Origin of the sequence: Brucella pseudogrignonensis, from assembly GCF_032190615.1 — a bacterium.
GTDB classification, from domain to species: Bacteria; Pseudomonadota; Alphaproteobacteria; order Rhizobiales; family Rhizobiaceae; genus Brucella; species Brucella pseudogrignonensis_B.
In genome coordinates this window covers 1,771,945-1,787,074 of sequence record NZ_JAVLAT010000001.1, presented here as the reverse complement: position 1 = coordinate 1,787,074, position 15,130 = coordinate 1,771,945, and the positions used below count along the sequence as shown (strand labels likewise).

The following is a 15,130-nucleotide window of genomic DNA, read 5'->3' as shown; positions in this document are numbered from 1 at the left end:
TCGTATTACTCCGAAATTAGTGTAGCTCAGCCCTGAGCTTCTGGCACAGTGATACCAGCGCCGCGCATGAGATCAAGCATTGTATTGGCGCGCTGGCGAATATTCGCCGGGGCCAGTGTATCATTGGCAATCTGCTGATAGAGCTTGACGGCATCGTCAAAACGCTCTGCCTTCCAGGCAGCAAGACCAAGCGTCTCGCGCGCACTGGAGCGCATTGGATTGCCATCTGCCGAAAGCGTTTCAACACGCTTTGCGACGTCATCATAAGAACCGGAATCAACCAGCAGATAGGCTGCACGCAGACGCGCAATGTCGCGCATAGGCGCAGGGACGGCATTGTCGGCTGCAACCGCGTCAAAAGCTGCGACAGCGGCGGCGGCATCACCCTTGGCGGCCAAGACTGAGGCCGAGCGCAGACGCGCGAGAACCGGATAAGAACCGTAACCCGTCTTTTCCAGATCGTCGAGCGCTGCAATCGCTTCATCATTTTTGCCGGCTGCGGCCAAATCAAGCGCTGCAAGGAACTTGTCGCCCGAAGCCGACGCTTTGCTTTCAGCCCAGTGCTGATAACCAACCCAGCCAGCCGTAGCGATGACGATTGCAACAGCCGCACCGATCACAATGGGGCCGAAGTTTTTCCAAACCTGTTTCGCCCGTTCCGAACGGAGTTCCTCGTTTACCTCGCGGATGAAACTGTCGTCTGCCATGGACCTGCCACTCTGAGTGGAGCGCAATTGATAAGCCGCGCTCTTAAAACCGTTGATCTTAAACTGTATGTTCTGGCGCTTTTAATCGGAATTCGCGCCATATGTAAGACCCGAGAGCGAAATAAGCTGCACCTTACCCGAACAATCTGTATTTGTGTCCGAGCTTTGCCTTATTCAACAGCTATGGAGGCAACCTTTCCCCCATACTGGCGTTCATCATCCCATGCGTGTTCTTTCTTCCATTGTCGCCCTTTCAGCATCACTTGCCTTTGTCACAAATCCAGTTCAGGCGGAAACGTCCAAGCCGCAATATGTGCTGATTTCCTTTGATGGTGCGCATGACAACAAGCTTTGGACACGCTCACGGGAACTGGCGAAAAACAACAATGCGCATTTCACCTATTTCCTGTCCTGCGTCTTCCTGATGGAAAGGAAAAACCGCCGCGACTACCATCCGCCACGCAAAAGCGCTGGTGCATCCAATGTCGGTTTTGCTTTAAGCCATGATGAAGTTGTGACGCGACTTGGCAATATCTGGCAGGCGCATCTGGAAGGCAATGAAATTGCCAGCCATGGCTGCGGCCATTTTGACGGCACCAATTGGTCAACCGCAGACTGGGATAAAGAAATCAAAGAATTCCGTCGCATTACGGCCGACGCATACAAGAATAACGGCGTTGAAGGCGAGCCAGAAGGCTGGCAGGAACTCGCACGCCACGGCATTAATGGCTTTCGTGCGCCCTATCTTGCCGCCTCAAAACCTGTGCAGGATGCGCTGAAATCGGAAGGATTCCGTTATCAGGCATCATCCATTGCACGCGGGCCAGAAGTGCCAAAGATCGATGGCGCATTTGCATCTTTTGGACTGCCGCTTATTCCTGAAGGACCATCACAACGGCCTATCATTGGGATGGATTACAACCTTTATGTCCGCCACTCCAAGGGTAAGGAAGCGCCAGCACAGGCTGCACAGTTTGAGGAACGCACCTATAAGGCATTCCGTGCCGCGTTCGACAAACAATATAATGGCGAGCGCGTCCCGCTCCAGCTTGGCTTTCACTTTGTGCTGATGAATGACGGCGCTTACTGGCGGGCAATGGAGCGACTTGTTTCAGAAGTCTGCAACAAGCAAGATGTCAAATGCACAACCTATAATGATTATCTCAACAGCATTGGTGCTCCGGGCGGCAACCCGCCCGAAAGCAAATCGCAGGCATTATGACGTCAGGCCAAGGTTTTCTTGATCGAGCGTCGGTAACGGTTCACCATGAATAACTGCTTCGAAACCACGCAGACGCTTATAGATTGACAGAAGCTCAATAATTGTCGTCCATGAATTGACGAGATACTGGAACGATCCGCGCACCTGCTCAAAAACATTTGTTATCTGGCTCATCAGACCCAATGTCAGCTTGCCTGCCACAATCGATGGTATCAGCAGCAGAAGCGGGAAGATATTATCCGCCTGCAAATAAAAAATGCGGGCAACGTTAAAATAGACATAGTGGAAATAAAGCCGGAAATAATTGTGGCGCACATTTGAAAACAACTCGCGCATCGTTGCAGGTTCTGCACGATCCGCATGGTCTTCACCATAGACCAGTTCTTTTCGATAAGCCGCTTCCACACGCTGGTTGTTGAATTCCAGCCCCGGTAGTTTCACGCCCACCAGCGCCAGAAAGCCGGTACCAAACAACGCCCAACCAATAGCGGCCCAAACCAGTGCATGGGGAATAACGCCAATAATCGGCAGTTCGTTGACCGTCTCAGAGAACGTGAAAAGAATCGGCAAAAAGGCAATCAGAGTCATAACCGATTTTACGAGGCTGACACCGAGCTGCTCCAGCGTTGTGGAGAAACGCATTGTATCTTCCTGAACACGCTGCGCAGCACCTTCAATATGCCGAAGTTTTTGCCAGTGGAGCATGTAGTAGCTGTTCATCGCGGTGCGCCAACGAAAGATGTAGTGGCTGACAAAAAACATGCTCAACACACCAATAAAGATTGCCATAAAAGCAATCCCGGCAAAATCCAATGCTCCCCAATAAAAGTCCGCCGCCGACACGGCTCCCGGTGTGCTTAGCCCCTTCTGAACCATGTCATAAAACGGCCCATACCAGGTATTCACGGCGACGCTGACCTGAACACTAAAATAGGTCGTGAACAGGATGAGACCTGAACCCAATATTGACCAGCGCTGCCATTGATGCGGTGAAAACCATGACCAGAAAGCGTAAAACGCAAAAACCATCACGGCGAAATAGATATAGAACCACACAAAAGGTGCAGACCAGAAAATGCGCGCACCAATAATCGGTGCGGCATCTGCAGCAGCCGGTGGAAGCCCTATCAGATGACCGAGGTGCGCTCCCCCTTCATACCAGCCCAGAATAGCCAGAAGACTCCACAAAAGCACGGATGAGAAGAAAAGCTTGGGGCGCGGGAAGAAGGAAATGAACATCGTCGCATATCCGGGAATACTCAGTTTCCGTCAACTAACTCCTGATCCCTCATATTTGCCAGTTAAATAATTGTAAGGTTTCCCGTCACTTGGCACCTTTCCCGGCGGCAAGACCGATCACGCCTGTGACAACCAAAGCAAAGGCTGCGACAAGGCTGGCAAGCGTAAACGAGCCAAAGTGCTGCGCCATGAAACCCGCAACCAGCGGTCCGGCAATCTGCCCGATACTGAAACAAACTGTCATGCGGGCCAATGCGCGTTTTGGTGATTGCGGGGCGAGCATACGTGCAGCCTGAAGCCCGAATGCCGTCAGTGCCATAAAGGTCAGGCCCAGCAATACACCGCCAATCAACGGCCCCCAAGGCGATGCTATCAGTACGCTTGCAGCGACACCCGCCGCTTCGATGAAAGCCGTCATCGCGAAAGCAGAAAACAGACTGAATTTGCGGATAACAGGCGACCACAACCAGATCGAAGGCGCGGCGCAGAGCCCAGTCAGCACCCACACGCCTGCCTCCATCATCCCCCCGCCCTCATTGGCGCGGACAATCGCGATAATGAAGGTTGCGGTGATGACATAACCAAAGCCGAAAATGCCATAAGCTATTGAAATAGCATTGAAAGCAAAACTCTTTACCAAAGCGGGTTCGCGTTTGCCATTGGTTCCGCCTATTGGGCCTTCTTTAACCAGAAAGACCACGCAAACCGCCAGAATTGCAGTTAAAAAAGCAGCACCAATCCAATCGATGCGCCAGTCGAAGCCAAGAAAGCGGACCGCCGCGACCATGATGGCAGAAAGCGCGATACCAGCGCCTACGCCGCCAAAATGCAGTGCCGACAACCCTTGCTTTTCCGCCTTCGTGATATGGCTTAACACAATTGCAGTGGCCAAGATCATCGTCACAGCACTGATAAATCCGGCTGCAAAACGAATGATTGAGAAAAGCCCAACACCGTCGACAATTGCCATCAGCCCACAAAGAACGGCACTGATAATCAAACCAGTCAGGACACTTGCGCGTTCAATTCCCGCTGACCAGCCATAGCCGGCAACTATCGCTCCCAGCAGATAGCCCACATAATTGGCAGACGCGATAAAGCCTGCATCGGCCGCATTAAAACCCACATCCACCATCATGCTCGGCAGGATCGGCGTGTAGATAAAACGGCCAATTCCCATCACCGCAATCATGGCGAAAAAGCCGCCAAGGGCATAGCGAAGGGCATATTTTTGCGGGTATGTATTGGGAAGTATCGTGTTCATGGAGCGGAAAATACGCCTCGCTTTCCAGCGGACAATTGAATTTTTCTGATACGAACGATCACAGAAATTCAGTTCAACTTTCTGGCATCGGTGTACGCAACGGCACGCTGTCCGGCTGAGCGGAATGGAGGAAATGCAACAGTGTTTCATTGACCGATTGCAAGCGAAAAGCCGTATCGCGCCAGCTGAAATCGATGTCTTGTGGGATCGGCAGCAAACGCTCTGGCCCCTCGCCTTCACCGAGATCGCAATTATGGATAACCATTTGCAATGATTGTATTATCCACTCCGGCGGCGCAGCTTCTTTCTTGCGCAACGCATTACCAAGAGCTTCGCCAAACAGCAATGCGGACGCATAAAGGCGAATGCCGCGGCGATCATAGCGGCCGGCCATTTCGCTGATTTCGCTTGCGACAAGCCTGCCGCGTAACGACCAGCGTGCATTGGAGCGGGCAAGCGCAATACCGTCACCGAGCGCGTTGACCGCACGTTGCGCGTTGGTGAACTGGTTGATGGCGCTTTGGGCATGCGCAACATCCTGTTTCTCCAGCGCGATTGCCGATTGTTTGAGACCTTTGAGGATATTATCCACGAGCCCGCGAACAGCACGATCAATAAGCCTGACCGGATCAGGCGTCACCAATATCTGGCTGAACAAAAGCCCGACACCCGCCCCCACCAGAACATCAATTAACCGTGTCATTCCAGCGACTTGCGGCCCCATGGCCAAAACAAGAATGGCAGAGACGCCGGACTGGATAGCGATGGCAGGCGCGAGACCAAAAGTCGTCGCGATCACCATGGCGATGCAGGTGACGACACTCATATGCAAAACAATAATCGTATCCGGGACGAACAGCGATAATTCGCCCACAATGACGCCGGTCGTGACACCCGCGATCACCCCGATCGCTTGTTTTCCATGATTGGGCAGATTAGGGGCCAGGCAGATTACCGCCGTTACCATCGCAAAAACCGGACGTGGCTGCCCGAGCATCCATTGACAGATAAGCCAGGCCACGCCACCGCCGATGGAGGCAATCAGCGCATCGCGCCAACTGGCCGACCATTGCTGAAAAACCCTGTTTATCCGCTGATGCATGAATGGCCTGCCCTGTTATCCGTCATAATCAGAGATACAATTTATGGCGGGCTTTCAATAAGTTAAGCTTTGAAAAAATCTTCATACTGATCCGGCTTGAAACCAACCGTCAGCCTGCCGTCCTTATCGAGAACAGGGCGTTTGACCATGGAAGGCTGCGCCAGCATCAGTGCGCGCGCCTTGGTAGCATCAATATTCTGCCGCTCTTCTTCGGGCAATTTGCGGAAGGTAGTGCCAGAGCGATTGAGCAGCCTTTCCCACTCTATGTCTTTGAGAAAACGGTCGATTGTTGCTCCATCAAGACCGTCCTTCTTATAGTCGTGAAAGGCATAATCAATGCCATGATCTTCAAGCCAGCTTCGTGCCTTCTTCATCGTGTCACAGGCCTTGATGCCATAGATCGTCACGCGCATTTCAATCTCCTTTAATCTGTTGCCACGATTGAACATCATAAACCGAGCCATAGCAGCTCTTCATCGCATCAACCCGCATAATGCCGTTGCAGGCTCTTTTGACACATTTTTGCCGCAAAATAGCCATCAGAAACATATTCTCAACATCAGATTGCCGCCACTTTTATCCCCTTTTCCGTCGCAAAAGGCGATTCTCGCGCTTAAATCTGACGTTCTTTCTCCAGCAGTTCACGCTTGCGTTCCACACCCCAGCGATAACCGGACAGACCACCATCACTGCGCACAACACGATGGCAGGGAACGGCAACGGCGATCTTGTTGGCAGCACATGCCTGCGCCACAGCGCGGGTCGATTTTGGCAGGCCGATCTTGCTGGCGAGTTCACTGTAGCTCACAGTTTCGCCAAGCGGGATTTCGCGCAGGGCTTGCCAAACACGCTGTTGAAAAGCTGTGCCCCGCAAATCAAGCGGCAGCTCCAATCCGATCCCTGGATGTTCGACAAAGCCGATCACATGCGCAACATGATCCTCGAAGGCGCGGTCCGCTCCGACAAGGTCAGCTTTCGGAAATCTCTTTTCCAAATCGATGATCAGCGCCTGCGGATCATCGCCCATCAGTATGGCACAGACACCCTTGCCACTCATCGCAACCAGAACAGCGCCAAGTGTGGATTGGCCAATGGCAAAGCGGATGGTTTCGTTTTCTCCGCCCGACTTGAAATTTCTGGGCTTCATCCCAAGAATTTTATTGGAAGCTTCATAGAAGCGGCTGGAAGAATTATAACCCGCTTCATAAATCGCGTCCGTCACACGGCTATTTTCCTGCAGGACTGCGCGCATTTTTCCGGCACGATGGGCATCGGCATAGGCTTTGGGTGTCAAACCGGTGAAGCTTTTGAAAATGCGATGGAAATGTGCCGGACTTGCCCCTGCGACCCGCGCGATGTCTTCAAGTGCAGGCGCCTCATCTGCATCTTCGATAAAACGGCAGGCCACGGACACCATGTCGGCATAACGCGCAGTGTTTTGTGTCTCAAGCGTTGCATCAACATGCGGTTTACACCGCATACAGGGGCGAAAGCCTGCTCGCTCTGCATCTTCCGCTGCCGTAAAGAACTGAACATTTTCGCGTTTTCCACGCCGCGATGGGCACGAAGGGCGACAATAAACGCCCGTCGTGCGTACAGCATAGACAAACTCTCCGTCAGAGGCTTTGTCACGCGAAAGCACCTTTTGCCAACGGCTTTCATCTGTGCTGTGGGTCAATGTCATCAGGTCCATGTCCGTTTCCCTTCTTACTATGAAGGAAAGCTATTTCCTGACAAGAGAAACAACACTCCGCCGCTTGCTTTCAAATTATGACTTACGCGCTTCTTTAATTGCGTCGATCAGATTCTGCTCCTTCATGACGCCGCCGTAAAGCCGGGTGCCGATAACGAAGGACGGTGTTCCACTGAAATTGAAAGCTTCGCCCTGCTCCATGTTTCGGGCAAGAATCCCGTCAATCCGGGCTGCATCAGCCTTATAGTCGGCTTCAAGTTTTTGGGGATCAAGGCCAGCCTTTCTCAAAGCCGCATCGGTCTGCTCCTTGGTCAGACGTCCCGGCGTCTGCATCATGGCTTCCATAGCCTTAAGGTAATTTCCCGACTTTTCTGCCGCCAGCACCAGACGTGCCGGATAGGCCGAATTGTCACCAAAAATGATCCAGTCTTTCAACACCAGACGCACATTGCCGTCTTTCTCGACAACGCGCATCAGTTCAGCATGGCCCTTTTTGCAATAAGGGCACTGATAATCGAAATACTCAACAATTGTCACATCGCCTTTCGGATTGCCGAGTACCGGGATTTCCGTATCATAAAGGACTTCCGCGACGCTCGGCGCGCGCTGGGCGAAGCTCGCGCCGCCAGACAATGCAAGTGTTGCGGCTCCGGCTACGGTTGTAGCGAGCATCTGGCGGCGGTTCATCATTAGCTTTCTCCTTGACCGGATTGAGACTTGCTCAGGACAACAACGCGGCTTCCGGGGGAAACACGCTTATGCAGATCGAGAATGTCCTGATTGAAAAGACGAATACAGCCCGACGAAGCGGCCTTGCCGATTGACCAGGGTTCGTTGGTGCCGTGAATGCGATAAAGCGTGTCCTTGCCGTCGCGATAAAGATAAAGCGCACGCGCACCAAGCGGATTGCGAATGCCGCCTTCCAGACCATTGGCGTATTTTGCGTAATGATCAGGATTGCGCTTGATCATGTTCTGCGTTGGAGTCCAGCGTGGCCATTGCGCCTTATAGGCAACCTGTGCCTCGCCGCTGAAGGTCAGACCAGCACGGCCCACGCCAACGGAATAGCGCATGGCCTTGCCACCGGGCTGCACGAGATAAAGATAGCGTTTATAGGGGTCGACAATGATCGTGCCGACCGGATGGCTGGTCGGGTAATCGACCTGTTTGCGCAGATTGCGTTCGGCAATTTTACTCAGATCAAGTGCTGCAATGTGATTGCCGCCGTCGGTAACAGCACCATACATCACTTCATATTCGCTCTTTGCCGTCTGAACTTCCGGCTCTGGCAAGACAGGTGCAACCACCGCTGGCTCCGGTGCTATGACCACGGGTTCGGGCATGTTAACAACAACAGGCCTGTCCTGGGTTGTCGAGCAGGCCGCTACTGCAAATGGCAGAAGGCTGATAAAAACCAGCCGCACCAGAGACCGTGCCGCCTTTTCTTTTTGATAATGTGTCGTCAATTTCCCCAACCCTACTTTGCCCAAGCCGTATTGAATTCAGAGCGCGCCCTGCTTCTGTGTGGTATTCAGAAGCTCAACAGAACGCTCAATTGTTGCGGACGAAACATCGCCAACCAATCGTGTACCTTCAGGTTCCTCGCTGGCATTGTTGAAGAAAATCATGGTCGGCGGACCTGCCACTTTGAGCTTCGCCATCAGATCGGCATTGCCCGCGTTAAGGTCTGAGACATCCGCTTTGATGAGCTGATATCCACCAAGCGCTTTCTTCACGCCTGCATCCGGCAACACGCGCCGCTCCACAGCGGAGCAACTCACGCACCAGTCTGCCGTGAAATAGACCAGCGTCGGCTTATCGCCGTGCGCCGCGTCCAGCTTTTCCTGAAGGGCAGAAACCGTTTCAACCGGCGCGAATCGCAACGCCGCGGAATTATGGTTAACATCACGATTAGCGAATGCTGCCAGCGGTTGCAACGGATCGCGACCGCCGGACGCAACACCAACCATCAGAATGACGCCATAGACAAACGCAGCCGTTCCAAACGTGCGGGCGACAAGGTTGCGATGCGGGATTTTGAGAAAAGCAAAACTTGCCAGCCCGAATAGCAGCAAGGCCCATAAGACCATATCCACACCCGCTGGCAACAAAGGTGATGCCATGAAAATGGCGGTGGCGAGGAAGCCAAAGCCAAACACCTGTTTGACGGCTTCCATCCATGCGCCCGCCCGCGGCAGAGTGCCAGCCCCCAATGTCGCAAAAGCAATCAATGGCAGACCTTTGCCGATGCCGAGCGCAAACAGCGCACTGGCTCCGAGTGCAACATTGGCCGTCTGTGCAATATAAAGCAGCGCACCAGCCAAAGGTGCGGTCACGCATGGCCCGACAATCAGAACCGAAGAAAAGCCGAGGATTGCAGCCGAGCGCTTGGAGCCGGTGCGCTTATTTCCAGTGCCTTTGCCGGTTTTAGCCGAGATTGCACTGACCCATGACGATGGGAGCTGTAGCTGGAACAGGCCGAACATCGACAAAGCCAGCAATGTGAAGATGCCAGCCAATGCCAGCGCCATCCATTTGGATTGCAGCACCATTTGCAGATTCTGGCCCGACCAGCCTGCAATTGCACCGACCACAGCAAACCCAAGCGCGAGGCTGAAAACATATATACTGGAAAGGACAAAGCCGCGTCGGGCGTTCAGTTTTTCACCTTCCCGGGCCAATGTTCCCGCAACAATCGGATAGATTGGAAACACACATGGCGTAAAAGCCAAGAGCACACCGAAAGCAAGGAAGGCCGCAATCACCAGTGCGGAGCCGCCCTGATCGCGAAGATTGTCGATCATGCCTTTCTCGGGGGCAAGCACGAAAGCTTTGCTCTGGGCCATTGGCGCAGATGCCGCCGTAAATACCGAACCATCCGTAAAGGCTTTGCCCATCTGATAGCTGATCGCGAGCGTTACCGGATCAATGGTCCGGGTTTCAGGACGATAGCAGATACCGTCTTCCTGACATCCCTGATAGGTCAGCTCAATAGGTTCGTCACCCAGCGCAACACTGGCACTCGTGCGTGTGTAATAGACTTCGAGCCGTCCGAAATTCGGATCATCTTTCGCGATGCCCGGCTGCGTATCAACGGCGAGCGCCGCGCCTTTGGCATCTTTTGCTTCGATATGATCGCGATAGAGATAATAACCATCTGCAATCTGCCAGTTCAGCAGAAGCCGGTTGTCGCTATCCTTCGCAACACTTAAACGAAAGGCATCATCGACCGGCAGCGGATTTGCAGCCAGCGCAGGGGAGAGGACGACTAAAATAAAAGCGACGAGTATCGCGAGAAAGCGCATTTGGATAATCTGATTCTCGAAAATGAATTAGGTTGCAAAAAGCAAATGCTGTTGCCAGCTTAAGGCAGCCTTAAGCTGACGAAGCGAGAAGCTCAACTACCAATAAAACACGGTGAAAGCAGGAACCAACATGCGCATTCTGGTGGTTGAAGACGATGCAATCCTGCTTGACGGGCTCTCCGTGGGGCTGGGATTGGCTGGCTTCACCGTGGATGCTGTCGCAAACTGCGGCGATGCCGAAGCCGCCCTTTCAACCCAGAATTACAATGCTGTTGTGCTTGATCTGATGCTGCCGGATGGTTCCGGTCTAGACATCCTGAAAGCCATGCGTCAGGCGCGAGATGATACGCCCGTTCTGCTGCTGACCGCACGCGATCAAGTGCCGGAACGCATTGCGGGACTTGATGCCGGGGCTGATGATTATGTCGGCAAGCCGTTTGATCTGCATGAACTTGCGGCGCGCGTTCGTGCCATTGCCCGGCGTGGCAACGGGCGTGCCAGTGCCACGCTTGAATGGCAGGGTGTGGCGCTTGATCCGGCTGAAATGTCGGTATTGTTGAGGGGCGAGCCCCTCCGTCTCACCCGTCGCGAGTTTTCAATATTGCGCAGCTTGATGGAGCGTCCGACGGCAACTGTTTCCAAGGCTTCGCTTGAAGAAGCGCTGTATGGGTGGCAGGAAGAAGTCGAAAGCAACGCGGTCGAGGTGCATATTCATCACCTGCGGTCCAAGCTTGGCTCAAGCTTTATTGAGACCGTGCGTGGTGTCGGCTACAGGCTCGGCGGAGCACAGACATGAATTCCATTCGCAGCCGCCTGACGGGCATATTGATCGGCGTCACCTGCCTTGTCTGGGTGTTTGCCGTGATCTGGATTCACCTGAGCACTGAATCCAAACTGGAAAAAGTACTGGATGCACGACTGATGGAAGCAGCCCGTATGGTCAACTCTATGTTGACCGAACGACGGGTTGCCATGGGACCCGACGGCAATGGCGGGCAACTCTCTCTCAAGCCTTTGCCCGATTTCCCACTCTATGACCGACAGCTTTTCTGTCAGATATGGGCGATTGACGGTCGGCTGGTGGGGCGGTCTGAAAGTGCTCCGGGCGTTCGGCTGACCAATGTTGCCAATGGCTTTTCAGATACGGTTGTTGCGGGTGATCGCTGGCGGGTTTTTGCGGTTGAGAACACGCAGCTCGGTTTGCGTGTCATGGTGGCCGACAGTCTTTCTGTACGCGAGCGGCTTGTGCAAAATGTGGTGACGGGTGTGGTACTGCCCGCGCTGTTGCTGCTGCCGATTCTCGCCATCCTGATCTGGCTTTGCGTGCGACGGGGCCTTAATCCGTTAAGCAATCTTGCGGGCACATTATCAAAACGCGATGCGCGGGATTTGCGACCACTTTCGGAAGAGAAGTTACCCTCCGAAATAAGCCCGGTGGTTTCGGCTTTGAATGATCTGTTCCATCGGGTTGAAGAGGCGCGCGAGCGTGAGCGCAATTTCGCAATTTTTGCCGCACATGAACTCAAGACACCGCTTGCTGGCCTGAAAACACAGGCGCAAATCGCCGAAGGCGCCAAAGACGACGCCATGCGCATGCATGCAGTCCGCCATATTGCTGCAGGTGTTGATCGGACGAGCCGCCTCGTCAACCAGTTGCTCGATCTTGCAGCGCTCGAGACCGGCGACGAGATCGAGCCACCCGCACCGGAGCCTGCGTGCCAGCTGCTTGTCTCGATTACGACTGACATGCGCATGCTTGCAGCCCATCGGGGCGTGAAGATCGAATTGCCCGACAATCTGCCGCTTGTCACGATGCACTATCCGCATCTCTTCACGCTTGCCATGCGCAATCTGATCGAAAATGCCGTCAACCATTCGCCTGAGGGCGGATCCGTGCGGTGCAGCCTGGAACAGACGGACGATCAGCTTGTGTTTACAGTGGAAGATGATGGCCCCGGCATTCCGCCTGAAGAAATGGCGCATGTGACCGAGCGCTTTTATCGCGGCGCAAACAGAAGCAAAAACGGGAGCGGCCTTGGCCTTGCTATCGTCAAAATGGCCGCAACCCGCATGGGCGGTGAAGTCGCCCTTCAGAACCGCCCGGAAGGCGGCTTGCGGGCCATGGTCATTATCCCCGCACAGGCCGCAATTTAACCCCTAGATCTTGCGGGTTGACGGAAAATGCGCTGGCTGTAATATGCAATTGCAAACTATTTGCAATTAAGGTCAATATAATTTACGGTATTTCAGACATAACTTTTCAGCAAGCAAGCCGAGACTGTCCATGCTTCTCAACCCTTATGTCGGGCCACAAGCCCCACAGCTCTTGTCAAAATCTACTCCCCGTTCTGGCAAGCAGCAGGCATTGGCAGTCAAAGCAATTTTAAGACGGGTCGGGTTACGCCCGACCCGTCAGCGTATTGCACTCGGTTCTATGCTTTTTACAAACAAGCACCGGCACGTGACGCCAGATATGTTGAACGTGGAAGCTCTGTTGCTTGGCGAAAAACTATCGGTTGCGACCGTTTACAACACGCTCAATCAGTTTGCAGATGCGGGCCTGATCCGCAAAATCTGCATTCATGGTGAGCGCACCTATTTCGACACCGATACCGGAGATCATGCGCATTTTTATATTGCGGATCAGGAGCAGATTATCGATATCGCACACGGCGACATTGGGGTTGGTCCACTGCCTGCGCCACCCGAAGGTTATAGGATCGGCAAAGTGGATATTCTGATCCATTTAGAACGCATCTGATTCAGAACCCGTTTCATACTTTTCTGGACGTGCTCTCGTGGCAGAAACTGAACAGCACTAATTTCCCCAAACTCCCAATTCGTCGCAGGCCCGATTAGCGGTGTTTGATTTAGATCAATGACGCTCCCGCACAAAGAGCCGATAGAGACCCTATCGCTATAGTTGTCTTTTTGGGGACAGCTTCTGACTTTGCTGCGAGGGGATTACATGAACTACGCCGCTGGAACAGTCCTGTCTGGTCTGGGAGCACTTTTTGCTGTGCTTCTGGCCGGACTTTCTCATGATGAGTTGTTCAGAATCCATATGTGGATTCTGTTCGCCGTACTCGCCATTTTCACCATTCTGCTGATGCGCAATGCAGATTACAGCCTCAAGTCCAAGAAAGTCGATCAGTCGACATATATGGACGGGCCAATCCGCTACGGCGTTATTGCGACCGTGTTTTGGGGTGTCGTTGGCTTTCTGGTCGGTGTGTTGATCGCAGCACAGCTCGCCTTTCCGGACTTGAACTTTGAGCCATATCTCAACTTCGGTCGCCTGCGTCCCTTGCACACATCGGGCGTTGTGTTTGCATTTGGCGGCAACATCCTGCTTGCATCAAGCTTTTACGTCGTGCAGCGCACGTGCCGCGCACGCCTCTTTGGCGGCGATCTCGCATGGTTCGTGTTCTGGGGCTACAACCTCTTCATCGTAATGGCTGCAACCGGCTATCTGCTCGGTATCACACAATCGCGCGAATATGCTGAGCCGGAATGGTATGTCGACATCTGGCTGACCATCGTCTGGGTCGCTTATCTGGCTGTTTTCCTTGGCACCGTGCTCAAACGCAAAGAACCGCACATCTATGTTGCGAACTGGTTCTATCTGTCATTCATCATCACAATCGCCATGTTGCACATCGTCAACAATCTGGCGATCCCGGTTTCGTTCCTTGGCGTGAAGAGCTATTCGGCTTTCGCAGGCGTTCAGGATGCGGTGACGCAGTGGTGGTATGGTCATAACGCTGTGGCGTTCTTCCTGACCGTGCCCTTCCTCGCCATGATGTATTATTTCGTGCCAAAGCAGGCGAACCGCCCGATCTATTCGTATCGTCTGTCAATCGTGCACTTCTGGTCGATCATCTTCCTCTACATCTGGGCTGGTCCGCACCACCTGCATTATACGGCTGTTCCCGATTGGGCGCAGACGCTCGGCATGGTGTTCTCGATCATGCTCTGGATGCCTTCTTGGGGTGGCATGATCAACGGTCTGATGACGCTCTCGGGCGCCTGGGACAAGGTTCGTACCGATCCGATCATCCGTCTGATGGTTGCTGCTATCGCCTTCTACGGCATGGCAACCTTTGAAGGTCCGATGCTGTCGATCAAGGCTGTTAACTCGCTCTCGCACTATACCGACTGGACCATTGGTCACGTTCATGCCGGTGCGCTTGGGTGGAACGGCATGATCACCTTTGCTGCGGTCTATTATCTGACACCGAAGCTGTGGAACCGCGAACGCCTCTATTCAATCCGCATGGTCAACTGGCACTTCTGGCTCGCAACCCTCGGCATCGTGCTCTACGCAGCCGCCATGTGGGTTGCCGGTATCCAGCAGGGTCTGATGTGGCGCGAATATGACAGCCAAGGCTTCCTCGTTTACTCGTTCGTCGAAACCGTAGCTGCCATGTTCCCTTACTACGTCATCCGTACGCTGGGCGGTGTGCTCTACCTCGCCGGTGGGCTGGTTATGGCCTGGAACGTCTATCAGACCATTCGCGGAAACCTGCGCAAGGAAGCCCCTATGGGCGGTGCGCAGCCCGTGATTGACGCAACCATGCAGCCAGCGAAATAAGGAG

General features: G+C 53.6%; 14 protein-coding genes. 5 read left to right on the top strand and 9 right to left on the bottom strand.

Translation table 11 applies throughout. The features are described from left to right. Positions 1 to 26: 26 nt before the first annotated feature. Positions 27 to 707 carry a tetratricopeptide repeat protein gene (locus tag RI570_RS08575; RefSeq protein WP_313827998.1) on the bottom strand — a complete coding sequence of 227 codons (681 nt, stop codon included), beginning with the start codon at positions 705 to 707 and terminating at the stop codon, positions 27 to 29. Positions 708 to 930: 223 nt separating this feature from the next. On the opposite strand from RI570_RS08575, the gene RI570_RS08570 reads away from it, so the two are divergent. After that, entirely contained in the window at positions 931 to 1,929 is a 999-nt protein-coding gene (locus tag RI570_RS08570) for a polysaccharide deacetylase (protein WP_313827997.1), read from the top strand. On the opposite strand, the gene sbmA is transcribed toward RI570_RS08570, so the two are convergent. From sbmA to dsbD, 8 genes are all read right to left on the bottom strand, one after another. After that, positions 1,924 to 3,168, bottom strand: a complete 1,245-nt coding sequence (gene sbmA, locus RI570_RS08565; protein WP_313827996.1) for a peptide antibiotic transporter SbmA — start codon at positions 3,166 to 3,168, stop codon at positions 1,924 to 1,926. The two genes, RI570_RS08570 and sbmA, sit on opposite strands and share 6 nt — an antisense overlap. Positions 3,169 to 3,253: 85 nt before the next feature. Next, a complete protein-coding gene (locus RI570_RS08560; RefSeq protein WP_313827995.1) occupies positions 3,254 to 4,432 on the bottom strand; it encodes a YbfB/YjiJ family MFS transporter in 1,179 nt (392 codons plus the stop codon). A 73-nt stretch (positions 4,433 to 4,505) separates the two neighbouring features. Further along, positions 4,506 to 5,534, bottom strand: coding sequence for an FUSC family protein (locus RI570_RS08555; RefSeq protein WP_313827994.1), 1,029 nt, complete (start codon positions 5,532 to 5,534; stop codon positions 4,506 to 4,508). A 62-nt stretch (positions 5,535 to 5,596) separates the two neighbouring features. After that, on the bottom strand, positions 5,597 to 5,947 hold the full coding sequence (locus RI570_RS08550; RefSeq protein WP_313827993.1) for an ArsC family reductase: 351 nt from the start codon (positions 5,945 to 5,947) through the stop codon (positions 5,597 to 5,599). A gap of 200 nt (positions 5,948 to 6,147) precedes the next feature. Next, positions 6,148 to 7,227 carry a bifunctional DNA-binding transcriptional regulator/O6-methylguanine-DNA methyltransferase Ada gene (gene ada / locus RI570_RS08545; protein ID WP_313827992.1) on the bottom strand — a complete coding sequence of 360 codons (1,080 nt, stop codon included), beginning with the start codon at positions 7,225 to 7,227 and terminating at the stop codon, positions 6,148 to 6,150. Positions 7,228 to 7,302: 75 nt separating this feature from the next. Then, complete coding sequence (locus tag RI570_RS08540; RefSeq protein WP_313827991.1) at positions 7,303 to 7,917, bottom strand: DsbA family protein; 615 nt, start codon at positions 7,915 to 7,917, stop codon at positions 7,303 to 7,305. Next, on the bottom strand, positions 7,917 to 8,693 hold the full coding sequence (locus tag RI570_RS08535) for a L,D-transpeptidase (RefSeq protein WP_313827989.1): 777 nt from the start codon (positions 8,691 to 8,693) through the stop codon (positions 7,917 to 7,919). The genes RI570_RS08540 and RI570_RS08535 overlap by 1 nt, the downstream gene beginning before the upstream one ends. A 36-nt stretch (positions 8,694 to 8,729) precedes the next feature. Continuing rightward, positions 8,730 to 10,532, bottom strand: a complete 1,803-nt coding sequence (dsbD, locus tag RI570_RS08530; protein WP_313827988.1) for a protein-disulfide reductase DsbD — start codon at positions 10,530 to 10,532, stop codon at positions 8,730 to 8,732. 130 nt (positions 10,533 to 10,662) lie between these two features. Between dsbD and RI570_RS08525 the strand changes: the two genes are divergently transcribed. The 4 genes from RI570_RS08525 (at position 10,663) to ccoN (ending at position 15,126) form a co-directional block, all read left to right on the top strand. Continuing rightward, positions 10,663 to 11,328: a response regulator gene (locus tag RI570_RS08525; RefSeq protein ID WP_313827987.1), complete on the top strand. Its 666-nt coding sequence runs from the start codon at positions 10,663 to 10,665 to the stop codon at positions 11,326 to 11,328. Further along, positions 11,325 to 12,686 (top strand): ATP-binding protein, encoded by a 1,362-nt coding sequence (locus RI570_RS08520; protein ID WP_313827986.1) that lies wholly within the window; start codon positions 11,325 to 11,327, stop codon positions 12,684 to 12,686. Before RI570_RS08525 ends, RI570_RS08520 begins: the two co-directional genes overlap by 4 nt. Positions 12,687 to 12,816: 130 nt before the next feature. After that, entirely contained in the window at positions 12,817 to 13,293 is a 477-nt protein-coding gene (irrA, locus tag RI570_RS08515; RefSeq protein WP_313827985.1) for an iron response transcriptional regulator IrrA, read from the top strand. A gap of 207 nt (positions 13,294 to 13,500) precedes the next feature. Next, a complete protein-coding gene (gene ccoN / locus RI570_RS08510; RefSeq protein WP_313827984.1) occupies positions 13,501 to 15,126 on the top strand; it encodes a cytochrome-c oxidase, cbb3-type subunit I in 1,626 nt (541 codons plus the stop codon). Positions 15,127 to 15,130 lie beyond the last annotated feature (4 nt).